At 49.4% G+C, this 22,571-nt stretch carries 21 protein-coding genes; 19 read left to right on the top strand and 2 right to left on the bottom strand.

All coding sequences use genetic code 11. The features are described 5' to 3' along the window. Positions 1 to 106: 106 nt before the first annotated feature. From AQULUS_RS06060 to AQULUS_RS05975, 18 genes are all read left to right on the top strand, one after another. Positions 107 to 625, top strand: coding sequence for a YceD family protein (locus AQULUS_RS06060; RefSeq protein ID WP_148339190.1), 519 nt, complete (start codon positions 107 to 109; stop codon positions 623 to 625). Between the two features lie 57 nt (positions 626 to 682). Further along, positions 683 to 886 (top strand): 50S ribosomal protein L32, encoded by a 204-nt coding sequence (gene rpmF / locus AQULUS_RS06055; RefSeq protein WP_148339189.1) that lies wholly within the window; start codon positions 683 to 685, stop codon positions 884 to 886. 4 nt (positions 887 to 890) lie between these two features. Further along, positions 891 to 1,931, top strand: a complete 1,041-nt coding sequence (gene plsX, locus AQULUS_RS06050; RefSeq protein ID WP_269472868.1) for a phosphate acyltransferase PlsX — start codon at positions 891 to 893, stop codon at positions 1,929 to 1,931. Between the two features lie 7 nt (positions 1,932 to 1,938). Further along, positions 1,939 to 2,895, top strand: coding sequence for a beta-ketoacyl-ACP synthase III (locus tag AQULUS_RS06045; RefSeq protein ID WP_148339187.1), 957 nt, complete (start codon positions 1,939 to 1,941; stop codon positions 2,893 to 2,895). Positions 2,896 to 2,974: 79 nt separating this feature from the next. Next, positions 2,975 to 3,934 carry an ACP S-malonyltransferase gene (gene fabD, locus AQULUS_RS06040; RefSeq protein ID WP_148339186.1) on the top strand — a complete coding sequence of 320 codons (960 nt, stop codon included), beginning with the start codon at positions 2,975 to 2,977 and terminating at the stop codon, positions 3,932 to 3,934. Beyond that, complete coding sequence (fabG, locus tag AQULUS_RS06035) at positions 3,934 to 4,689, top strand: 3-oxoacyl-ACP reductase FabG (protein ID WP_148339185.1); 756 nt, start codon at positions 3,934 to 3,936, stop codon at positions 4,687 to 4,689. The genes fabD and fabG overlap by 1 nt, the downstream gene beginning before the upstream one ends. Before the next feature lie 117 nt (positions 4,690 to 4,806). Beyond that, a complete protein-coding gene (gene acpP, locus AQULUS_RS06030) occupies positions 4,807 to 5,067 on the top strand; it encodes an acyl carrier protein (RefSeq protein ID WP_148340293.1) in 261 nt (86 codons plus the stop codon). Positions 5,068 to 5,187: 120 nt separating this feature from the next. Beyond that, a complete protein-coding gene (gene fabF, locus AQULUS_RS06025) occupies positions 5,188 to 6,426 on the top strand; it encodes a beta-ketoacyl-ACP synthase II (RefSeq protein ID WP_148339184.1) in 1,239 nt (412 codons plus the stop codon). A 203-nt stretch (positions 6,427 to 6,629) separates the two neighbouring features. Continuing rightward, positions 6,630 to 7,577 carry a patatin-like phospholipase family protein gene (locus tag AQULUS_RS06020; protein WP_148339183.1) on the top strand — a complete coding sequence of 316 codons (948 nt, stop codon included), beginning with the start codon at positions 6,630 to 6,632 and terminating at the stop codon, positions 7,575 to 7,577. Positions 7,578 to 7,667: 90 nt separating this feature from the next. Then, entirely contained in the window at positions 7,668 to 8,744 is a 1,077-nt protein-coding gene (gene mltG / locus AQULUS_RS06015; RefSeq protein ID WP_148339182.1) for an endolytic transglycosylase MltG, read from the top strand. Between the two features lie 20 nt (positions 8,745 to 8,764). Beyond that, the gene (gene tmk / locus AQULUS_RS06010; protein WP_148339181.1) at positions 8,765 to 9,400 is read left to right on the top strand and encodes a dTMP kinase; all 636 of its coding nucleotides are present in this window, start codon (positions 8,765 to 8,767) and stop codon (positions 9,398 to 9,400) included. Continuing rightward, positions 9,401 to 10,402: a DNA polymerase III subunit delta' gene (locus tag AQULUS_RS06005; RefSeq protein ID WP_148339180.1), complete on the top strand. Its 1,002-nt coding sequence runs from the start codon at positions 9,401 to 9,403 to the stop codon at positions 10,400 to 10,402. Beyond that, positions 10,402 to 11,190, top strand: a complete 789-nt coding sequence (locus AQULUS_RS06000; protein WP_148339179.1) for a TatD family hydrolase — start codon at positions 10,402 to 10,404, stop codon at positions 11,188 to 11,190. Before AQULUS_RS06005 ends, AQULUS_RS06000 begins: the two co-directional genes overlap by 1 nt. Then, positions 11,183 to 12,433, top strand: coding sequence for a lipoprotein-releasing ABC transporter permease subunit (locus AQULUS_RS05995; protein ID WP_148339178.1), 1,251 nt, complete (start codon positions 11,183 to 11,185; stop codon positions 12,431 to 12,433). The genes AQULUS_RS06000 and AQULUS_RS05995 overlap by 8 nt, the downstream gene beginning before the upstream one ends. Next, on the top strand, positions 12,426 to 13,109 hold the full coding sequence (lolD, locus tag AQULUS_RS05990) for a lipoprotein-releasing ABC transporter ATP-binding protein LolD (protein WP_148339177.1): 684 nt from the start codon (positions 12,426 to 12,428) through the stop codon (positions 13,107 to 13,109). Before AQULUS_RS05995 ends, lolD begins: the two co-directional genes overlap by 8 nt. Before the next feature lie 190 nt (positions 13,110 to 13,299). Next, positions 13,300 to 13,734, top strand: a complete 435-nt coding sequence (locus AQULUS_RS05985; protein WP_148339176.1) for a DUF4148 domain-containing protein — start codon at positions 13,300 to 13,302, stop codon at positions 13,732 to 13,734. A gap of 230 nt (positions 13,735 to 13,964) precedes the next feature. Further along, a complete protein-coding gene (gene hemH, locus AQULUS_RS05980; RefSeq protein ID WP_148339175.1) occupies positions 13,965 to 14,972 on the top strand; it encodes a ferrochelatase in 1,008 nt (335 codons plus the stop codon). Between the two features lie 194 nt (positions 14,973 to 15,166). Continuing rightward, positions 15,167 to 17,494, top strand: coding sequence for a DNA internalization-related competence protein ComEC/Rec2 (locus tag AQULUS_RS05975; RefSeq protein WP_148339174.1), 2,328 nt, complete (start codon positions 15,167 to 15,169; stop codon positions 17,492 to 17,494). A gap of 14 nt (positions 17,495 to 17,508) precedes the next feature. Here AQULUS_RS05975 and AQULUS_RS05970 read toward each other — a convergent pair whose 3' ends face one another. Further along, positions 17,509 to 17,898 carry a response regulator gene (locus AQULUS_RS05970; RefSeq protein WP_148339173.1) on the bottom strand — a complete coding sequence of 130 codons (390 nt, stop codon included), beginning with the start codon at positions 17,896 to 17,898 and terminating at the stop codon, positions 17,509 to 17,511. A gap of 10 nt (positions 17,899 to 17,908) precedes the next feature. Next, positions 17,909 to 18,946 (bottom strand): sensor histidine kinase, encoded by a 1,038-nt coding sequence (locus tag AQULUS_RS05965; protein WP_172622756.1) that lies wholly within the window; start codon positions 18,944 to 18,946, stop codon positions 17,909 to 17,911. A gap of 109 nt (positions 18,947 to 19,055) precedes the next feature. On the opposite strand from AQULUS_RS05965, the gene smc reads away from it, so the two are divergent. Beyond that, positions 19,056 to 22,565 carry a chromosome segregation protein SMC gene (smc, locus tag AQULUS_RS05960; RefSeq protein ID WP_148339171.1) on the top strand — a complete coding sequence of 1,170 codons (3,510 nt, stop codon included), beginning with the start codon at positions 19,056 to 19,058 and terminating at the stop codon, positions 22,563 to 22,565. Positions 22,566 to 22,571: the final 6 nt, after the last annotated feature.

Below are 22,571 nucleotides of genomic sequence, written 5' to 3'. Positions count from 1 at the left end.
GCTGCGGCCTATCACCTGCGGGGCGTCCATAGATCACGCAAGTCCCTGAGAATAAATATGATGTGTCATGATTGACACCAGCAGAGTGCGCTCATAAAATGCGCCCATGTCTGAAAAAATCATACCTGAACACATTGATCCGTTTCGCTATGCCGAGCAGAGCCTGGGACTGGATGGCACACTCAAGATTGCTGACATGCAAAGATTAAGCGCAAACGTGCTGAGAAATGATGATACGGTCAAGGTCCATCTCCAGTTTGGCGTGGATGAGCAGCGTATTACCTATTTGACCGGGCACCTTGAGACAACGCTGACATTGCAATGCCAACGTTGTATGGAACCATTCATTTATGAAATAATGTCAGACTTTGTCCTGGGTATCGTCAATACCCTGGATGAAGCCAATGCGTTGCCGGAACGTTATGAACCTGCATTGGCGAGCGAGGGTAATCTGGCACTCCGGGAGTTGATCGAAGATGAGATCATCTTGAATTTGCCGATTATTCCGAGGCATGAGCCTGAAGACTGCAAGGTCAAGCTGCCGCTGGCGGATTCAGGCTGGGAGCAGGGTAAAGGGGAAAATCCTTTCCATGTACTAAAGTCGTTAAAGCACAAACGTGGATGATGACACAGCAAGCATTTTCTGTGTCGTTATCAGTTTATCAGAGTGGAGAGTTAAAGAATGGCCGTTCAAAAAAGTCGAGTTACACGTTCAAGACGCGGCATGCGTCGTTCACACGATGGGTTAACCAAACCCACCTTATCTATTGATGCCGCAACTGGTGAAACCCATCGCCGCCATCATGTCAGCCCGGACGGATACTACAAGGGACGCCAGGTTATCAATAAATCCGCCGCGGTCGAAGACGATAACAACGAAGAGTAATCCGTTGAGCGAGACAACAATAGCGATTGACGCAATGGGAGGCGATCATGGGCCTTCCGTTACAGTTCCTGCCGCACTCGAGATACTGGCGAAATTTCCTAAAATCCGCCTCATCTTGGTGGGTGACTCTGTTGCTTTGGAGCGGCAGCTGTCATCCCGTCAATATGATTCGGCACGCCTAGTATTGTTGCATGCGTCTCAGCAGGTGGAAATGGATGAGCTTCCTTCACAAGCCTTACGCACTAAAAAGGATTCTTCCATGCGTGTCGCTATTAATCAGTTGAAAGAAGGCAAGGCGCAGGCGTGCGTCAGTGCCGGTAACACCGGTGCTTTAATGGCTACGGCGCGTTTTGTGCTCAAGACATTGCCGGGTGTGGACCGGCCTGCGATTATTTCCACTTTTCCCACCATGTCCCCTGACAAGAATGTACGTATGCTTGATTTGGGCGCAAACGTGGATTCAAACGCAGAAAATCTGGTTCAATTTGCGGTCATGGGATCTGTGCTTGCATCGGCGGTAGACAATATCGAAAATCCCAAAGTCTATTTGTTAAACATAGGCGAAGAGGAAATCAAGGGCAATGATCTGGTCAAGCAGACAGCTTATTTATTAACGAATACCAAATGCCTCAACTTTGCCGGCTATATTGAAGGTGACGCGATACATACGGGTGAAGCCGATGTGGTAGTGTGCGATGGTTTTGTCGGCAATGTCGCGCTCAAGACAACGGAAGGTGTGGCTCGGTTTATCGGCCTGCTGATGAAAGAAGCTTTTATGCGCAATATTTTCACCAGACTGATAGGCATTATGGTCAAACCGGTCTTGAAATCATTTATCAGGCGTATCGATCCTGGCCGGTATAATGGCGCTACCTTCATAGGTCTGAACGGAACTGTGGTGAAAAGCCACGGGGGAGCCAATATACAGGCATTTGCCCGGGCAATAGAAGAAGCTGTTATAGGCGTTCAAAAAAATGTGCCCGAACGTATACGGAATCAGGTCGAACAAACATTGAAATCGTCATTATCTTCAGAAGGCCATTGATCAACCCATGACATACTCAAAAATTCTAGGAACAGGAAGTTATCTGCCGAAAAAAATACTCACGAATTTCGACCTCGAAAAAATGGTTGAAACCACCAATGCGTGGATCGTGGAGCGTACTGGCATACATGAACGCCATGTTGCCGCAGATAATGAAAATGCCGTGACGATGGCTGAGCAGGCCGGACGCATTGCGTTAGAGGCGGCTGGCATCAAGCCTGCCGATGTTGGCATGATTATTGTCTCATCCACCACGCCGCATATGGTTTTCCCCAGCACGGCCTGTCTGTTACAGGAAAAATATAAAATTGCGGGTTGTCCCGCATTTGACTTGAATGCTTCCGCCTGCGCAGGCTTTATGTATGCGTTTAGCATCGCAGATCAGTATATCCGAACCGGCGCAATCAAAAACGCCCTGGTCATTGGCAGTGAAGTCATGTCGCGCGTGATTGACTGGGAAGACCGCAGCACCTGCGTATTATTTGGCGATGGCGCGGGCGCGGTCGTATTGGGCGCAAGCGATACACCAGGCATTTTGTCTACACACCTTCACGCTGACGGCACGCATAAAGACGTCTTATACCTTCCCCTGGGTTCGGGCAAATCTCCTAATCTGGAGACGGTAAAAATGATGGGTAATCAGTTGTTCAAACTTGCTGTCAATACACTAGGTGATCTTTTTGATGAAACGCTGGCAGTGAACGGTATGCAAAAGTCTGATATCGACTGGCTGGTACCGCATCAGGCCAATATGCGTATTATTGATGCCATGGCCAAGAAATTAAATCTTCCCATGGAGCGTGTGGCCATTACCTTGGACAAACAGGGCAACACTTCCAGCGCATCCATTCCGCTCGCGCTTGATCAAGCCGTGCGCGATGGCCGTATCCAGCGCGGACAGATATTGATGATGGAAGGATTTGGAGGTGGTCTCGCCTGGGGATCTGCTCTGGTAAAATATTAATCTTCCCGTGCCGCATGTAGCCATGCCAGGGAGAGAATGACTTGAATATCAGGTACATCGGAATAAGAAGAATTTTCATATGGTTTACTCGACAATGGCGTTTGTATTTCCAGGGCAAGGTTCCCAAACAGTCGGTATGCTGGCTGATCTGGCAGGGGAATTTAATGAAGTTCTGGACACTTTTAACGAAGCTTCTTCTGCAGTGGGATATGATTTGTGGCAACTGGTTCAAAACGGTCCGGCTGAAGAACTGGACAAGACCATCCATACCCAGCCTGCTTTGCTCGCCGCCTCCTACGCTGTGTGGCGGATCTTGCAATCTGAAAGTCTTGTCATCCCATCCATGCTGGCGGGACATAGTCTGGGGGAATATACAGCCCTGGTGTGTGCAAATTCACTGGCGTTTTTTGATGCCGTGCAGCTGGTCGCCGCGCGCGGTAAATATATGCAAGAAGCGGTGGCGCCAGGAGTCGGCGCCATGGCCGCGCTGATAGGACTGGATGAGTCCGCTGTAACGGAGATTTGCAAACAGGCTGCTCCATCTCGGGATGAAGTATTGTCACCAGCGAATTTCAACAGTATCGGGCAGATTGTGATTGCAGGGCATAAATCAGCGGTAGAACGAGCGGTCATGCTCGCGAAAGACCAGGGAGCCAAGCTGGCTGTGATGATCCCTGTCAGCGTACCCTCGCATTGCTCCCTGATGCATCCCGCCGCGTTGCGTCTCGCAGAGCTGCTCTCTACTCTTTCTTTGCAGGTTCCCCGCATTCCTGTCATCAATAATGTGGATGTTAAACAATATGAAAGCGTGGATGCCATTCGCGACGGCTTGGTGAGGCAATTGTACAGCCCGGTGAGATGGGTGGAGACGATACAATATTTCCTGCAATCAGGAATAACACAAATCGTCGAGTGCGGCCCTGGCAAGGTGTTGACGGGATTATGTAAACGTATTAATAAAAATCTGACGCTGATTACTGGCGCTGATTCTGCCAATATTCATGCGTTACTCAAACCTGAGAATGAAAGGAGCGCCTGATGAATCGCGAGGGTTCACTCAACGGTAAAATTGCGCTGATCACGGGCGCAAGCCGCGGCATAGGCAGTGGAATCGCCTTGGCGTTGGGGCGGGAAGGCGCTACTGTCATTGGTACGGCCACGACTGCGGAAGGTGCGGACAGAATAACAGGAATGCTGGAAGAACACCGGATAGCAGGTGAAGGAATGACTTTGAATGTGACTGATCCGGCATCGGTCAATACCTTGATGGAATCGGTCAAAAGCCGTTTTGGTGTCGTGTCCATCCTGGTCAATAACGCAGCAATCACCCAGGATAATTTGTTTTTGCGTATGAAAGAGGATGAATGGCTAAATGTTCTGGAAACCGACTTGACTTCGATTTATCGGCTCAGTAAAGCCTGTATACGTGATATGCTCAAGGCCCGCTGGGGCAGAATCATCAATATAGGTTCTGTAGTTGGAGCAACGGGCAATCCGGGACAGACAAATTATTGCGCGGCCAAGGCGGGTGTTATGGGCTTTAGCAAGGCGCTTGCCCTGGAAGTGGGCTCGCGGGATATTACTGTGAATACGGTTGCGCCAGGTTTTGTCGCTACTGATATGACAAATGCCCTGACAGAAGAACAGCGTGATACGATTTTCCAAAAGATTCCCATGCAAAAGCTGGGAACGGTGGAAGACATTGCCGCCGCGGTTGTTTTCCTTGCCTCAGCAGGCGCCGGGTATATCACTGGTCAGACTTTGCATGTGAATGGCGGATTGTACATGAATTGATTCACGGCGGCTGCACGGCGGGCCAGCCGTCATAAATTCGACCTTGCAACTTGGCATTTTTCGAATAAACTAGCACAAACTATTGTATTTACTTATGAGGATAGATCTAACATGACCATGAAAACGAACGAAATTGAATCCCGGGTTAAAAAAATTGTGGTAGAACAATTGGGTGTCAAGGAAGACGAAGTCACCACCGATGCTTCATTTGTTGATGACCTGGGCGCTGACTCACTGGATACGGTTGAATTGGTAATGGCGCTTGAAGAAGAATTCGAAACTGAAATTCCGGATGAAGATGCTGAAAAAATCGTAACCATCAAAGATGCAGTTAACTACATTGTTAACCGTATGGAAAAAGAAACCAAAGCTAGCTGATTTCAGCTCAATCTATCTTGTGACACAGGGTGAATGTCAGAATAACATGGCAGCCTTACAGAGAGGCTTTGTGTTGTTTCCCGGTTCACCTTGTAATCATTCAGTAAAGAGGATTTCTGCTTGAATAAACGGCGTGTGGTAGTCACTGGCCTGGGGATGGTAACTTCCCTGGGACATTCGGTAGAGAGTACTTGGGAAGCGATTCTAGCGGGGCGTAGCGGTGTTTCTGGCATTGATCATTTTGATGCGTCGGATTTGAGCTGTCAGATTTGCAGCCGCGTCAAGAATTTCGATGCGACGGTTTACATGCCGGAAAAAGAAGCCCGCAAAAGAGATTATTTCATCCAGTATGGCATGGCCGCTGCGACGCAGGCGATCCAGGATTCCGGCTTGCAGGTCACAGAAAGCAATGCTCACCGTATCGGCCTCGCCATTGGGTCAGGCATAGGCGGATTGCCTAGCATAGAAAAACATCATGCGGTATTACTGGAATCAGGTCCGCGTCGAATCTCGCCATTCTTTATTCCAGGCGCATTGATCAATATGGTGGCTGGAAATGTCTCTATTCAATACGGCATGAAGGGTCCAAATATCGCCCTGGTGTCCGCTTGTACAACCGGAACGCATAATATAGGCCTTGCCGCGCGTTCTATTATGTATGGCGATGCTGATGTCATGGTGGCAGGCGCTTCTGAAATGGCGACTACCAAATTGGGAATCGCAGGGTTCGCTTCCATGCGCGCGTTGTCAACCCGCAACAATGAACCTGAAAAAGCCAGCCGTCCCTGGGATAAAGACCGTGATGGGTTTGTGCTGGGGGATGGAGCAGGAATGCTGGTTCTGGAAGAGTATGAAATGGCCAGGGCTCGCGGTGCCAAAATCTATGCCGAGCTGATAGGTTTTGGCATGAGTGCTGATGCGCATCACATGACATCACCTGATCCGGAAGGTAAAGGCGGTGCGGCTTCCATGAACGCAGCCTTGAACGATGCCGGTATCCAGCCGGAAGAAGTGGCTTATATCAATGCGCACGGCACATCTACACCTGCCGGTGATGAACTGGAAGTCATGGGTATCAAACGCAGTTTTGGCAGTCATGCCTACCGTCTTGCTGTGAGTTCAACCAAGTCCATGACCGGCCATCTGCTAGGCGCGGCTGGTGCGGTTGAAGCCATTTTTTCAATATTGGCTATTCGCGACCAGATTGCTCCACCCACTATCAATCTGGATAATCCCAGTGAAGGGTGTGACCTCAATTTTGTTCCACATCAAGCGCAAAAAATGCCTATTCAAGTTACCCTGTCCAATTCTTTTGGTTTTGGCGGCACTAATGGGACGTTGATATTCAGGAAAATATAATTCTTCTTAAATGGGTCACTTCCTGCTCCCGGGTTTAAAGAGGCTGTGACCCTTTATTTCATCACCTCAATGTCTGTCTATGCCAGCACGCGAAGATTATTTTGTTTGCATAATATCTTGTAATGAATAAAATACCGTCAAAACACGATGTCTAGCTACATTACAGATAACAATATAAATAACAAGCCTGCGACGATCTAAAAATGACCATAACTATAAACGTGATGAATATCAAGCGGCAAGTCAATGTATTATATGTAATATTGCTTGTTCCTCTTTTTATTTTCCTGACCGCTTGCGCAGCCCGGCAACCTGTTATCGATATTCCACAAACGCCGCCCCCGGTAAAAAAAATCAACCGTCCGCCACGCGTTGCGCTTGTACTGGGCTCGGGCGGTGTGCGTGGATACGCACACCTGGGTGTGCTGCAGGCATTGGAAGAAGCTCATATTCCTGTCGATGTTATAGTGGGTTGCAGCGCTGGCAGTATCGTGGCGTCTCTTTATGCGGATAACCAGAGTTTTCGTAAAACCTATGACATCATGATGCCCGCAGGCTTCTGGGATTATGCGGATATTTCCAACCTGACATCGGGGGGCGGCATCGTTGCCGGTTATCAGCTGGAGACTTTTTTACTGCAGCATATGAAAGCACGCAGTTTTGGTGAGTTAAATACAAAAGTCATTATCGCGACAACGGATGTGCACAGCGGCAAGCTTTATCCTATCGAAAGCGGCCCCATTGCTCCGGCGGTGCTTGCTTCATCAGCAATCCCGGGGGCGATCAAGCCTGTACAAATTTATGGGCGTGCGCTGATTGACGGCGGAGTCATCAGCCCGGTTCCTGTGGAACTGGCCAGTAAATTACATCCCCGGCTGATTATTGCGGTTAATCTGTCTACAAAATCGTCTCAGCCCGCCCTGAATTCAGCGTTGGATGTGCTGGATTCTGCCATGTATATCATGGGCAAGCGGATCACGGATGACAGTCTGAAGGCAGCGGATGTCGTCATCAGCCCTAAAGTAGGTGATGTCAATATCTTTGATATTCGCAGAAAAAAGGAATTGTATCTTGCTGGATTGTCTGCCGCGCGCAAACAAATTCCCGCGATACGCCGCCTGCTGGCACAGACAGACAAAGCCAGGCATTAAACGACCGCGGGAGCGCATGCGCACGGAGTTATTTGCTTTACACTTGCCCCTGCGGATACAATCGGCTTTTGAGCATTTTCAGTTAATTCCATGAAAAAAACACACTTATACACCGTTGCCGTTCTCGCTGTTGCCTTATGCTGTCTTATCAGTCTGTGGCTTTATGTGTTATTTTCCCCCGTTGTCACTTCAGCTGGCGGAAGCATTTATTATTTGCGGCCCGGGATATCGAAGCGGTCTGTCATATCAGAACTGTCTCAGCAGGGCATTATAAAGCATCCCTTCATGTTTTCTCTCTATGCTTATCCGCACAAAAGCGCCTCCCTGAAAGTTGGTGAATATTTTTTCCCTGAGGGCGCAACGCCTTATTCCATCTGGAAGCAATTAACCACAGGCACTGGATTATATTACCGTCATTTTACTATCATACCGGGATGGACGTTCAGGCAATTGCGCGCCGGCTTATCCAAAGCCCAGGGATTGAAACACCTTATTTCCACCCTGAATGACCAGCAAATCATGCAACGCTTGGGCCGCCCTGAACTTTCTCCTGAGGGTGAATTCTTTCCGGATACGTATAATTACACTCGCGGTGATATTGACCTGGCCATACTCAAGCGCGCGTTTGACCTGATGCAGAATAAGCTGAATGAAGACTGGCAGCGCCGCGCTGCGGGCCTGCCTTATCGCAACCCGTATGACGCGCTTATTGCTGCTTCCATGATTGAAAAAGAAGGTTATTTGGATGCGGAAAGGCCTCTTATTTCCAGTGTCTTGATCAACCGGCTGAAAAAAGACATGCTGTTGCAGATTGATGCAACGGTCATTTACGGCTTGGCTGACCGCTATGATGGAAAAATCCATAAGACTGATTTGCTTGAAGACACACCTTACAATACTTACATTCACAAAGGCTTGCCGCCCACACCTATTGCCATGCCGGGATCCGCTTCCATTGAAGCGGCGCTGCATCCCCAGCCCAGTGATTATTATTATTACGTCGCGAAGGGGGATGGCGGTCATCAGTTTTCCACCAGTTTGCAGGCGCATAATGCGGCTGTGCAGGCTACCATGAGCAAGCCGGGAGACAATTTTAATGAATCAGTGGTGCGCCGGCATATGGCGCCCATGCTGGGGCTGCCTGTTTTACCCGGCCTGAATAACTAGATGCCAGGGAGAGAAGAAAAATGATGCAAGGTAAATTTATCAGTATCGAAGGAACGGAAGGCGCGGGCAAGAGCACAGCTTTGCAGTTTATCAAGCAATATCTGACAAAGAACAATATTGATGTGGTCTGGACACGGGAACCGGGCGGCACCGAGCTGGCGGAAGAAATACGCCGTCTGGTGCTGCATCCCATGAGTTTTGAAGAAATTGAACCTGAAACGGAACTATTGCTGATGTTCGCTGCGCGCGCGCAGCACATGAAAAAATATATTTTGCCCGCGCTTAACTCGGGTAAATGGGTTGCGACAGACCGGTTTATCGACGCCAGTTATGCCTACCAGGGCGGCGGCCGTGGCATAGCCATGGATTACATTACTATGCTGGACAAATGGATCGTGGGTTCAACTTATCCCCAATTGACCCTGCTGCTGGATATCGCCCCGCACCAGGGATTTGAACGCGCTGAAAAGCGCGGCACGGACAAGGACCGCATTGAACAGGAAAAAATGGATTTTTTTGTGCGTGTGCGCGATGTATATCTTGAAAGAGCCAAACAGGATCCTGAGCGCATTAAAGTTATCGATGCCAGCGTTCCGTTATTCGCCGTGGAAAATCAGATACGGGATGTGCTGGATGAATTCATAAAGAGACGATAAATGCATTACCCCTGGCAATCCAGACAATGGCAGCAAATTATGCGTGCCCAACAGGAAAACCGCTTGCCGCATGCTTTGCTGCTGACCGGCCTCGCAGGCACAGGCAAGGCGCATTTTGCAGACTGTCTGGTCCGCGCGCAGTTGTGCCAGCACAAACACAATTACGACGGCCTGCCGAAGCAAGGCGGGGATGGTGCGTGTGAATGTCATGCCTGCCGCTTGATTACCGGCCGGACTCATCCCAGCCTGTTATGGGTTGAGCCCGAAAAGGCGGGGGGTGCAATCAAGGTGGAGCAAGTCCGCGAGGTCAGCGAATTTATCAGTCAGACTTCATTGCAAGGGGAATCCCGTTTCGTCGTGATCAATCCAGCCAGTGCCATGAACGTAAATGCCGCGAACGCTTTGCTCAAAACACTGGAAGAACCTTCGCCCGGCGCTCTTCTGATTCTTGTCAGCCACCAGTTATCACGCCTGCCCGCGACCGTTCTCAGCCGCTGCCAGCATATTGTTTTTCCGCGGCCTGCCACTGAAGCAGCATTAGCCTGGCTTGCGCCGCAACTGGCGCAGCTCACGGTGAGCCCTGAACTGGTATTGCGGCTGGCTAACGGCGCTCCCCTCGCGGCTCTGCGGATGGCACAGGGTGAGATATTGGCTGCGCGCCGGAACCTGCTGCAAATAATGAGTCAGCTGAAAAATAAACAGGCAGACCCTCTGCAGTCAGCGGCAGCTTTACAAGAACTGGATGGCATGTTGTTTCTCGATTTCATTCTCTCCTGGATATTCGATTTGATGCGGATGCAATTGGGATGCGAAGCTGGCGCTGTCCTGAACCAGGATTTTGCCGCGGAACTGACCGGTTTGCTGCACACGGTCCGCCTTGGCCAGGCAGAGCGTTTTCTAGATTATTTACAGCAAATGCGTGCGCAAATCGGTGCAGGCATAAATCTGAACAAACAACTCATGATGGAAAATATCTTTATTCGCTGGATGGAGTGTGCCTGATGTTTCTTGTGGATTCGCATTGTCATCTTGATTTGCTGGATCTTGCGCCCGACCAGGGTGATTTAAACCAGGTGATCGCTCGCGCCCGGAATTTTGGCGTGCATTACTTCCTGAATGTCTGTGTGAAGCTGGCTGATTTTCCCGTTGTTCTGAAAACCGCGGAACAATTCCCCTTTGTCAGCGCATCAGTCGGGCTGCATCCCAATGAAACCGGCGAAGACATTGATCCGGACAAGCTGGTTAGTCTCGCTCAGCATGAAAAAGTGGTCGCTGTGGGTGAAACCGGGCTGGATTATTTTCGTTCCGAGGGCGACCTTGAATGGCAGCGTGAGCGTTTTCGCACACACATCCGTGCCGCGAATACCGTGCTAAAGCCGCTAATTGTGCATACTCGGGATGCAAAACAGGATACAATCCGCATCATGGGGGAAGAAGGAGCTGACCGCGCCGGGGGAGTCATGCATTGCTTTACTGAGGACTGGCAAGTCGCGAAACAAGCCCTGGATATGAATTTTTATATTTCATTCTCAGGAATCATCACGTTTAAAAACGCGACAGTGATTCAGGAAGTTGCGAAGCAGGTTCCGCTGGATAGAATTCTGCTGGAAACGGATTCTCCCTATCTGGCGCCCGTTCCCAAGCGCGGAACGCCCAATGAGCCTGCTTATGTGCGTTACACCGCTGAATACCTGGCGGAACTGCGGAAGATGTCAGTGGACGATCTGGCCGAGCGGACGACGCAGAACTTTTTTAAATTGTTCAGAGGAGCTGTAAGACCCCATGTTTAGACCAGCGGCTCTATTTATTGGCTTACGGTACACGCGCGCCAAACGCCGTAATCATTTCATTTCGTTTATCTCGCTTGTCTCGATGATAGGCATTGCGTTGGGCATCACGGTATTGATCACGGTGTTGTCGGTGATGAACGGGTTTGACAGGGAAATCAAGACACGTGTTTTCAGTATGGTGCCGCCTGTCACCCTGACCAGTAATACCGGCTCTGTCGCTGATTGGCAAGGATTGCAGAAGCTGTTGCTGCAATATCCATATGTCACTAGCAGCGCACCGTTTGTCACTGGTGAGGTTTTGCTGAATTTTGCCGGATCCACACAGCCCGCGATTTTGTCAGGCATCTTGCCGGCGGAAGAAAAAAAAGTATCTAAAGTCGCGGACAAAATGGTTGCAGGAGCGTTATCGGATTTACAACCGGGTGAATTTGGCATTGTGCTGGGAGAAAACCTTGCTGGTGCGTTGAACGCCAACCTGGGTGACAAGATTACCGTTGTGACACCGCAGGTTTCTCTGTCTCCTGCGGGTGTCATACCGCGTTTCAAGCGTTTTATCGTGGTTGGCGTGTTTCGTGCCGGCAGCGGATTTGGCTTTGACCGAAGCCTGGGGTTTGTTCAGCTCAGTGATGCACAAAAATTATTTGGGTTTGGTGATAATGTGACTGGCCTTCATCTCAGCATAAAAGATGTGTTTGCCGCGCCGCGTATTGCCGCTGATTTGCGCAAGCAATTAACTTCCAGCGCCAGCATCACCACTTGGGCAGATCAGTTTGGCGAATTTTTTCACGCGGTACAGCTTGAAAAAACCATGATGTTTTTTATCCTGCTGTTGATTATCGCGGTGGCTGCGTTCAATCTTGTTTCTACTCTGATGATGGTGGTAAATGAAAAGGAAGCTGATATTGCGATTTTACGCACTTTTGGCGCCACACCCAGAGTGATCATGGCTATATTTATTGTGCAAGGCGGGATTATCGGCATATTTGGCACGCTATTGGGAGTTGCGGGCGGGTTGGCTCTGGCAGCGAATGTGACAGCGATCGTCAACTGGATTCAAGATGTGTTTCACATTCAGTTTTTATCTTCAAATGTGTATTTTGTGAATTATCTGCCGTCCGAAATTGAATTATCTGATGTTGTCCAGATATGCTGCGCATCGCTGGTTTTGAGCTTGCTTGCTACTATCTATCCAGCCTGGCGCGCCTCAAAAATGGATCCTGTGGAGTCGTTACGTTATGAATAATCCTGTTCTGGCTTGTTATAGTCTGGCGAAATCTTATCTGGATGGCGTTTCTAAAATCGAAGTACTAAAGCAGGTGGACCTGGAGGTGAATGCCGCCGAAATGGTGGCGATAGTGGGAGCTTCGGGATCAGGTAAAAGCACACTGCTGCATTTACTGGGCGGTCTGGATAAGCCCAGCGAAGGACGTGTGCTGTTGAACGGCAAAAACCTTCAACAGGTTTCCGAAAGAGAAAAATGCCGGCTGCGTAATCATCATCTGGGATTCGTCTATCAATTCCATCACTTGTTGCCTGAGTTCTCGGCTTTGGAAAACGTCGGTATGCCCTTATTGATAAAAGGTGATAGTCCCCGTTGCATTCGCGACAAGGCTGCGCATTTACTCGAACAAGTGGGGCTTGAAAACAGAATGAAACATCGTTTGGGGCAATTGTCAGGGGGCGAACGCCAGCGTGTGGCGATTGCCCGTGCTTTGATAGCTGATCCATTATGCGTGCTGGCAGATGAACCTACCGGAAATCTGGATCCTGCCAATGCCGAGCGCGTACTCAAATTATTTTTTGATTTGCAGAAAGCCCGCAGCACCAGTGTCGTTATGGTGACGCATGACCCCGCTATCGCCAGAAACGCGCAGCGTATCATGCGGATAGAAGAAGGAAAGCTTGTTGAAATACAATAGCTTATTATTGAATGCTCCTGCGCCGCCTGTTTCCTGCCAGGAGGTCTGCGTTCTTCAGATAAAGATGGATTGAATTGCATCAGCTTATTGTTAATATTGGATTATTTCCGCATGCTCCGATCCGGCGGCTTTATGCTTGTACTATAATGGTATTGAGCTGTAAAAATGAGCCCATCAAAAGGAGTCTGTCATGAAAACCATAAAAATGATTCTATTGCTATCAGCTCTCACATCATTTTCAATGGCGGGATTCGCGGAAGCGGCGGAAAAAACAGGAGCCAGCGGGACAGGCGCGCAAGTTCCGGACATTACCGGTACATATCAGTGCAAGGGTTATGATCCAGGCAGCAAATCCAACTATACTAATCCCATAACCGTGACCAAGAACGGGGATACTTATGCCTTTCAGTGGCTAAACTCCAAAGGATATCCATTCAATCTGGGAACGGGAATCATACACAGCGGGTTGAAAAATGTGGTTTCAGTGGTTTTCTGGGACCCCAAAAAGAGTGATTTCTTTGGTACCATGGTATATGAAGTCAAATCTGACGGCTCGTTGACAGGCGAGTGGGTAGTGCAGGCAACGAAAGACATAGGCACAGAAAATTGCACTAAAAGCAAATAATTATTACCCTGCAAACACATGCAAGATCATGGGTAATAAAGCCGGAGCGTGAGGTTTATGTGACGGCGGGTGACTGCCTGCAGCCTGTTCATGAATCAAGGAGCGTCAATCCTCTCCTCATTTTAGTCTATTTGTTATAAAATCGCGCCACAAAGATACCAGATGCGCCGTTATGAATGGTTGCCCTGGTCATGCTCATTCTTCTTTTCGCTTTGCGCCGGAAAGTATAAATGAATAAAAAAGCGGTTTTGTTAATTAACCTGGGTACACCCGATCATGTGGACACCCGTTCTGTCAGGCGTTATTTGCGTGACTTTTTGAACGACCCGCGTGTTATCGATTTGCCGGCATTTGTACGCTGGCCGTTGGTCAATTTATTGATCGTGCCGTTTCGTTATAAAAAAACCACTGCCGCCTACCAGCAAATCTGGGATGGCCAGGGTTCACCACTGTTGACGATCAGCCGCCGGCTGCAATCCGGATTATCCAAAGCCTTAGGGTCCGGCTACCAGGTTGAACTGGGCATGCGTTACGGCAGTCCCTCCATTCAACTGGCAATGAACCAATTGAAAACCTGTGACTCATTGACGGTGATACCCTTGTTTCCGCAATATTCATCCGCTGCGACAGGATCGGCCATAGAGAGTTTGTTTAATTCGGCAGCCGGGCAGTGGAACATTCCGGAAATTAAAATCATAAGCGATTTTTTTTCTCAGCCTGATTTTATTTCAGCTGTCGCTGACGGCATAAGCCGCACATTGAACGGCAAAACAATCGATAGGATTCTCTTCAGTTATCATGGCCTGCCTGAGCGGCATGTCATCAAAAGTGGATGCGCATCCAGCTGCGACAGGCTCAATGCCTGTCCGCCGGTTGATTCTGATAACCGCTATTGCTATCGAGCCCAGTGTTATGCCACCACAGAAGCGGTCGCGCACCAGCTGCGGCTTCCACGGCAGCAGTATTCAGTAGCTTTTCAGTCGCGTTTGGGAAAAACGCCATGGATCAAACCTTATACTGATAAAGTGTTTCCAGAGTTGATAGAGAAAGGCATCAGAAATCTGGCTGTTGTTAGTCCTTCATTTGTGGCTGATTGTCTCGAGACACTGGAAGAAATCAATATCCGCGGCAGGGCGCAGTGGCTCGCGCTGGGAGGAAAGGAATTTACTTTTATCCCGTGCATCAATGATTCTCAGATATGGATAAATGCCTTGAAAAAGATGATCTTGTCCGCATAATGTATTAAACAAAGATTTCTCTGGCTGGAACGCCCATTGAACTCTGTTAGTCGTTGCCCCTGACCGGGCATAATGAATAAATCTCTCTATTCCGCTGTCATCCATTCTTGCCATTTGTTTCCATTTTCTCTCCGTCTGGCGCCAGGTGTGCCTGTCTCTTGACTTCGCAACCATTTCATCAACCAGGATCCAGCATGATTATTTTTACTCTGATGTTTCTTCTGGGCGTGCTCTACCTGCAAACACTTTCCCGGCTTCCGGACGCTAATATAATGTATGTATTGCTCGCGTCGGGATTATGCTTCTGGATGGTTTCCCGAAAATGGCTTCCGTTCGCAGGGATACTGTTTGCATTTGCTGCCGGATTCACATGGGCTGCGTGGTATGCCTGCGGGATTTTGTCCTGGTCACTGTCCCGCGAATGGGAAGGAAAGCCATTGCAGGCGACGGGATATATTCAATCTCTCCCAGTGCCGACACCGTTTGGCGAGCGGTTCGAGTTTTATCTGGAAGAACTGAAAGACGCGCGTCGCGTTGTACATCCGCACACATCAATACGACTGATCCAGCCTGTTACCGGCCGTGACCAAACCGCCAGGCTGAAGCCGGGGGACAAGTGGCGTTTGCTGGTGCGGCTCAAGCGCATACATGGGACAGAAAACCTGGGCGCGTTTGATTTTGAAGCCTGGGCATTGCAAAAAGGCCTGAGGGCAATCGGAACAGTCATACGCAGCGATGCGAATCGGCTGGCTGATCATCGATGGCATCATTATCCTGTCCAGCAGATTCGCCATCATTTGCAGGAAAAAATGCTTTATTACCTGCCGCCCGACCCGGCTTCGCAATGGTTAATGGCGCTGGTGACGGGCGAACGCCAAAACATGGCACAAAATGACTGGCAAGTGCTGCGGAATACCGGTACCAATCATTTGATGGCTATTGGCGGGCTGCATATAGGCATCATGTCGGGTTTTTCTTATTTTGTGATCATGTGGCTATGGAGAAGATGTCCCTGGCTGGTGTTGCGGGTTCCGGCAAAACATGCGGGATTGGCAGGCGCGTTTTTAATCGCTTCCATCTATGGAGCGCTATCGGGCTTTTTAATACCGGCGCAGCGCGCTTGCGTGATGTTTGCGGCGAGTATATTTGCGATGCTGTTCAACAAGACTCTTTCTGCCTGGCGTGCCTGGTCAATCGCGTTATTATGTGTCCTGCTGATCAATCCTCTTAGTGTATTGACCGAAAGTTTCTGGCTCTCGTTTGGAACGATTGCATTGATCATTTATGGCATGAGCTGCCGTGTTTCCCCATCGGGATGGTGGTGGAAATGGGGCAGGGTGCAATGGGTGATTGGAGTTGGCTTGATGCCCATGACGCTGATGTTGTTTCAACAGTGTTCGCTGGTATCATTCATCGCGAATTCCATCGCTATCCCTTGGCTGGCGTTTTGCATTCTGCCTATATGTTTTCTGGGTGTGATCTTTTTGTATGTCTCGCCATTAATCGGGGTTGTTTTGCTGACACTCGCAGCTAAAAGCCTGTCGTTATTATGGCTGACATTGAGCTGGATAAGTCGGCTGCCGGTCGCTGTCTGGCATCTCAACATTCCCAATCATTTCATTTTCATACTGACAACCCTAGGATTCATGATTCTATTATTGCCAGCCGGATGGCCAGGAAGATGGCTGGGTGTATTTTGGATGCTTCCGGTATTGTTTTGGCATGCACCCAAACCGGATAAGGGCCACTTCTGGATGACACTGCTGGATGTGGGGCAAGGCTTGGCTGTTGTTATTCAAACCCGGCATCATGTGCTTGTTTATGACGCCGGCCCGAATATTGCCAATCAGTCAGACGCGGGAGAAAGAATAGTGGTTCCTTACCTGCGTACACTGGCGATCAGAAAACTCGATAAACTGGTCATCAGTCATGGCGATAATGATCATCTTGGCGGCGCCCAGGCTGTCATCAATGCCGTTACCGTACAAGCGATTGAAACCAGTGTTCCGGAAAAAATCAAAACGGCTTACACACGCTATTGCCAGAGAGGACGGACGTGGCAATGGGATGGCGTGAATTTTAGTTACCTGTATCCGGGGGATGGGGATTTTCACTTGGGAAATGACAGTTCATGTGTCTTGCGTATTGACAACGGCATGCATCAAATCCTGCTGCCGGGAGACATAGAAAAGTTCGCCGAAAAACAGCTGATAGCGCATTACCCAGGCGAGCTGAAGTCGGATATTCTGATTGCACCGCACCACGGCAGCAAGACATCCGGGCTGGTTGCATTTATACAGTCGGTACATCCTCGTTATGTGATATATTCCACCGGTTATCGAAACCGTTATCATTTTCCGCACACGCATGTTGCCGCAGCATATCAGCGGCTGCAGGCTGTCGCGTATAATACAGCTGATACTGGCATGCTTCAGTTCAAAATTACCAAAAACAAGCAGATAGAGGACCCGTATTCATACCGCCAAGCTCGAGCGAGATACTGGCAGGATCGTGAAGAGTGATTTTTGGCAGGGATTTAATGATTGATTCGTTCCTTTTTTCCATGCAGTAGCAAGTCTATCGCCATCAGCAATGCCGTATTATCGATAGGTTTTTCAAAGGAAACAGATGCTCCCAGTGTTTCCGATAAATCAAGGTAACCCGTTGGATCCATGCGGCCGCCGCCGGAAATGGCGATGATTTCCAGATTGGGGTGACGGTTTTTGACTTCGGATATCAGGGTGATGCCGCTTTTTTTTGGCATGATAATGTCTGTCACCATGATGTCGGGCTCATCTTTTTGCAAATATTCGGTTGCTTCTTCTCCGTTGGCGGCGCAAGTGACTTGATGGGAAGCGCGCTGCAACACTTGTGTCAACATGTCTCTGACCAGATCATCATCTTCAACGAGTAGAATTTTTGCCATGACTGCTCCTTCATGCCGTGTGTTCCGGCAGTAAAATCATAAACGTTGTGCCATGCCCCAGTTGGCTGGTCACGGTGATTTCGCCCTGGTGCTCCTTGATGATGGAATGAACGATTGACAAGCCAAGACCCGAACCCTTGCCCACTTCCTTGGTTGTGAAAAACGGCTCAAATATGCGTTCCATGGTTGGCTGGTCCATTCCATGTCCAGTGTCCGATATTTCTATTTTACAATAGTTTTGCGGGCGAGTATCAGGAAATTGTCTCAAAAAGGGATGGCCTGACTGAATGCGGCTCATATGTATATTAATCGTTCCTTCCCCTTCCATTGCATCCACCGCGTTATTGATGATATTGACGAGTACCTGGTGGATTTGTGTCTGATTTCCCAGGATCACCATATCAGCCGGCTGGAAATGGATAATGACGCTGGCAGGAATGGTGGGTTTGAGCAGAGAGAGGGCTGCCTCAACGGTGCTGCGCAAATTGATGGGGTCGAAGTGATGATGTTGCCTGCGGCTGAAGGCGAGAATGCGCGCGACCAAGTCTTGTCCGCGGTGGGCTGCGTCGATTACCTTGCCCAGATTTTTATATACCAGGCTGTCTTTTTGCACGTCTTCCCTGGCCATTTCAGTGTATCCGATAATGGCGTAGAGGATGTTATTGAAATCATGGGCGATTCCTCCGGCCAACGTACCCATGGCCTGCAGTTTTTGCCCTTGCAGCAAGGCAACTTCCAGTTTCTGCTTGGTTTCTTCCGCACTCATGCGGTCGCTGATTTCATTTTTCAGGTCCTCATTGATTTGACGGAGAATGAATGAGCGGGCACTGGCCAGTTGCGCCATGCGTATCAACGCGGAGATAAGAAAAGTAATGCTTAAACCAAACATCAAGGCCATCCAGGGCAGATATCTTTGTACAGCCTTGAGTAAATCGAGATAGGCTTGTAAATTATTCTTGAAAACCACCCATAATATGACCGAGCACAACAAGCCGATCACGGCAACGATGTAGGGGAGCCAGATCCTTTGGGACAGATGGGAAGCCATAAAATCCATGTAAAATCTTCTACGTCCATTTAGCTTAATCCATTTATAGTGTGGAATCTATGGCGCAGGAACTGGCATAATATGGGTCATTCTTTTAGGGACGTGAAACATGCAACTTTCAAAGATTAAAATGTCGGGCTTCAAGTCATTTGTCGACCCTACCACCATCAATCTGCCCAGCCATCTGATGGCCGTGGTGGGTCCGAATGGCTGCGGCAAATCGAATATTATTGACGCGGTGACCTGGGTAATGGGGGAGAGTTCTCCCAAGTATTTGCGTGGTGAGGCACTGACAGACGTCATTTTTAACGGTTCTTCGGCGCGTAAACCGGTGGGTCAGGCGTCTGTAGAACTGATCTTTGATAATTCGGACGGCACCATAGGCGGGGAATACGCAAAATTTTCCGAAATTTCCGTTAAACGCTCTATCAACAGGGAATCGGATTCAACTTACTACCTGAATGGGGTGCGCTGCCGCAAGCGTGACGTGGTTGATATTTTTTTGGGCACCGGATTGGGTCCTCGCAGTTACTCGATAATTGGACAAAATATGATCAGTCGTGTTATCGAAGCCAAGCCGGATGATTTACGTACCTACCTGGAAGAAGCTGCAGGCATTTCAAAGTACAAGGAACGCCGCCACGAAACCGAGCTGCGTATCGGTCATGCCAAGGAAAATCTGGCCAGGGTCAACGATCTGCGGGCAGAGCTCGAAAAACAGCTCAGCCATCTCAAACAGCAGGCGAATACGGCCGAAAAGTATAAATCACTCAAACAGCAGGAGCGCATTCTCAGGGCTGAATTATTTGCTATCCAGTGGCGCCAGCTGGACAGCCGCATGGTTGATCATACGCTTAAAATCCAGCATGAAGAAACCGCCCTGGAAGCCCGTAACAGTGAATTAAGCAAAATTGCCCGTGATATTGAGCAGATGCGCCAGGACCAGCGGCTTGCGCATGATTCCTTTCAGGAAGTCCAGCGCCGCTATTATGCAGTCGGCAATGAGATTACCCGGATAGAGCAGGATATTCTGCATCATCAAGAACGCAAGCAGCAATGGGATAACGATCTCAGGCAGACTGAAAACGACTGTCAGACGATCGTGAATCAGATAACTGAAGCTGAAGACAATCTCGAGGAACTGGAACAAGACATCCAGACTCTTGAGCCGCAAGTCGCTTCCGTTTCTCAGGAAGCGCAGGCTTTGGCGCTCGAGCTCGAGGAAGCGGAGGAAGCCACACAGGCATGGCAGTCACGATGGGATGATTTCAATCAATCTTCTTCAAAAACGGCTCAAACCGCGCAAGTTGAAAAAACGCATATCCAGCACCTGGAACAACGGATCGCATCACTGCAAAAAACGCGAAGCCAGTTACAGCAAGACCAAAACCAGCTTAATTTTTCTGAATTGACAAAAGAAATTGAAGGTTATTCCCGGCAATCTTGCGAGGCTGCCGATAAACTGGAATTCCAGAGCCAGCAGCTGGCGGAAACACGAGATGAAATCATGCAGGTACAATCCAGACTGCAGGCGTCCGCCACACAGCTGGATCACGTACGCAGTGAATTGCAGCGTCTGCGCGGGCAGCAGGCATCACTGGAAGCCTTGCAGCAAACAGCATTGGGACAGCGCGACAATCCTGCTGCGCCGTGGCTGAATCAGCATCATTTCGATACCAGGCCCAGGCTGGCACAGCATATTGAAGTGGAAGCCGGCTGGGAGCTGGCTGTTGAAAAAGCGCTGGGTTTCAGCCTGCAGGCGATATGCGTGGACCAGGTTAGTGAAGTGGTTCCGCACTTAAAGGATTTCACATCCGGAAACCTGTGTGTGTTTACTTCCGCGCAAGACGCCAAACCCGCCAGTCAAACCGGGAGGGGCGTGTGTTTGAGCGATAAAGTCAAATCACCCTGGCCGCTTGATTCCCTTATTTCCGGAATTTACGTTGCGGGCACGCTGGATGATGCGTTGTCCATGGTTGATACGCTGGATGTTCATGAATCTGTCATGACCAGAGACGGTACCTGGCTAAGCCGTTCCTGGCTGAAAATCTTGCGTGAAGATGATCCGGCCGCGGGTGTTTTTCAGCGCGAGCAGGAATTGAAAGCATTGGCTGCGCGTGTAGAAGCGCTCCAGGACCAACAGCAAAATCTGGAAGTGGAAATTGCCGCATGCAGGGAAGAGCAGCTGCAACTGGAACAGCAACGCGATCAATTGCAGCAATCCTTTAACCAGCAGCAGGCGCAATCGGCTCAACTCAATGCCCAGCACAAAATGAAAGTGGAGCGCCTGGCTGAATTAAACATGCAGTCAAATCGTCTCAAGACCGATCTGGCTGACTGTTCTGCGCAGATGGAGCAGGCGCTGGCGGAGTTGCAGCATGCGCGGTCATTATGGGAAGGCGCGTTAGACGAGCTTGAAAAACAAACAAAAATCCGTCATGACCTGATTAGTGAGCGTGACAAGGCCCGGCAATATCTGCAGATGACGCGAGAATCCGCGAATAACAGGCGCAGCCAGTTGCATGAGTTGGAACTGCGCTTGCAAACTTCATACTCGCAAAAATCCTCTCTGCAGCAAGCCGTCACGAGACTGCAGTCGCAATTTTCTGCTTTGAATGAGCGTAAGATTACTCTCCAGGGTGAAATCAGCGCCATGCAGCCTGTGGATGTCATCAAACAGTCGCTGTCCCAGGCGCTGGACAGGCATGTCAGCGTTGAAACGGAATTGAATGCGGCACGCGCTACTATGGAAGCCATGGATCAGGAGTTTTATCAACTCGAAGAAAAGCGTCAATTTATTGAACGTGACATAAACAAGCTGCGGGGCGTGCTGGAAGCCTTGCGTGTAGACTGGCAAGGATGGAAAGTCAAGGCGGACACCCTTTGTGAACAGATAAAGGAAACGGAATACAGCCTGGAAGATGTGTTAAAGGACTTGCCGCAAGGAATTTCCGCGGAAGAATGGCAGGCTAAACTTGATCAGACGGTTACTCGTATTAACCGGCTCGGCCCTATCAATCTGGTCGCCATAGAAGAATACACGACTTGTCTGGAACGCAAACAATATCTGGATTCCCAGCTTGAAGACTTGCAGTCAGGCTTGAATACGCTGGAAGACGCGATCAATAAAATCGATCGCGAAACCCGCGCGCGATTCAAGGAAACGTTTGACAAGGTTAACGGGCGTTTCCAGGAACTGTTTCCCACCATTTTTGGCGGAGGCAAGGCTTACCTGGAGTTGACCAGTGACGACTTGCTTGAAGCCGGTGTCACCATGATGGCGTGCCCTCCGGGCAAACGTAACAGTTCGATTTACCTGTTGTCTGGCGGTGAAAAATCATTGACTGCCATCGCTCTCATTTTTTCCATTTTTTACCTGAATCCGGCGCCATTCTGTTTGTTGGATGAAGTCGACGCCGCGCTGGACGATGCAAACGTATTGCGGTTTACAAGACTGGTCAAGGTCATGGCAGAAAAAACCCAGTTTATCTTTATCAGTCATAATAAAATTACTATCGAAATGGGAGAACACCTGATTGGTGTCACCATGAATGAACCAGGCGTGTCACGTCTGGTCAGTGTTGATATTGAAAAAGCAATCAGCATGGCGGAGTCTTGATTTCAG

The sequence above is a fragment of the Aquicella siphonis genome, from assembly GCF_902459485.1.
GTDB classification, from domain to species: Bacteria; Pseudomonadota; Gammaproteobacteria; order DSM-16500; family DSM-16500; genus Aquicella; species Aquicella siphonis.
This window is presented reverse-complemented; position numbering and strand designations above follow the sequence as displayed.

Bases quoted from the DNA above. Each gene is read 5' to 3' on its own strand.
- AQULUS_RS06045 (WP_148339187.1), top strand. From the start codon at position 1,939: ATGACATACTCAAAAATTCTAGGAACAGGAAGTTATCTGCCGAAAAAA.
- AQULUS_RS05975 (WP_148339174.1), top strand. From the start codon at position 15,167: ATGATTATTTTTACTCTGATGTTTCTTCTGGGCGTGCTCTACCTGCAA.
- AQULUS_RS05985 (WP_148339176.1), top strand. From the start codon at position 13,300: ATGAAAACCATAAAAATGATTCTATTGCTATCAGCTCTCACATCATTT.
- AQULUS_RS05965 (WP_172622756.1), bottom strand. From the start codon at position 18,946: ATGGCTTCCCATCTGTCCCAAAGGATCTGGCTCCCCTACATCGTTGCC.
- AQULUS_RS05970 (WP_148339173.1), bottom strand. From the start codon at position 17,898: ATGGCAAAAATTCTACTCGTTGAAGATGATGATCTGGTCAGAGACATG.
- hemH (WP_148339175.1), top strand. From the start codon at position 13,965: ATGAATAAAAAAGCGGTTTTGTTAATTAACCTGGGTACACCCGATCAT.
- fabD (WP_148339186.1), top strand. From the start codon at position 2,975: ATGGTTTACTCGACAATGGCGTTTGTATTTCCAGGGCAAGGTTCCCAA.
- lolD (WP_148339177.1), top strand. From the start codon at position 12,426: ATGAATAATCCTGTTCTGGCTTGTTATAGTCTGGCGAAATCTTATCTG.
- acpP (WP_148340293.1), top strand. From the start codon at position 4,807: ATGAAAACGAACGAAATTGAATCCCGGGTTAAAAAAATTGTGGTAGAA.
- smc (WP_148339171.1), top strand. From the start codon at position 19,056: ATGCAACTTTCAAAGATTAAAATGTCGGGCTTCAAGTCATTTGTCGAC.
- rpmF (WP_148339189.1), top strand. From the start codon at position 683: ATGGCCGTTCAAAAAAGTCGAGTTACACGTTCAAGACGCGGCATGCGT.
- tmk (WP_148339181.1), top strand. From the start codon at position 8,765: ATGATGCAAGGTAAATTTATCAGTATCGAAGGAACGGAAGGCGCGGGC.
- AQULUS_RS06000 (WP_148339179.1), top strand. From the start codon at position 10,402: ATGTTTCTTGTGGATTCGCATTGTCATCTTGATTTGCTGGATCTTGCG.
- AQULUS_RS06020 (WP_148339183.1), top strand. From the start codon at position 6,630: ATGACCATAACTATAAACGTGATGAATATCAAGCGGCAAGTCAATGTA.
- AQULUS_RS05995 (WP_148339178.1), top strand. From the start codon at position 11,183: ATGTTTAGACCAGCGGCTCTATTTATTGGCTTACGGTACACGCGCGCC.
- mltG (WP_148339182.1), top strand. From the start codon at position 7,668: ATGAAAAAAACACACTTATACACCGTTGCCGTTCTCGCTGTTGCCTTA.
- AQULUS_RS06060 (WP_148339190.1), top strand. From the start codon at position 107: ATGTCTGAAAAAATCATACCTGAACACATTGATCCGTTTCGCTATGCC.
- AQULUS_RS06005 (WP_148339180.1), top strand. From the start codon at position 9,401: ATGCATTACCCCTGGCAATCCAGACAATGGCAGCAAATTATGCGTGCC.
- fabG (WP_148339185.1), top strand. From the start codon at position 3,934: ATGAATCGCGAGGGTTCACTCAACGGTAAAATTGCGCTGATCACGGGC.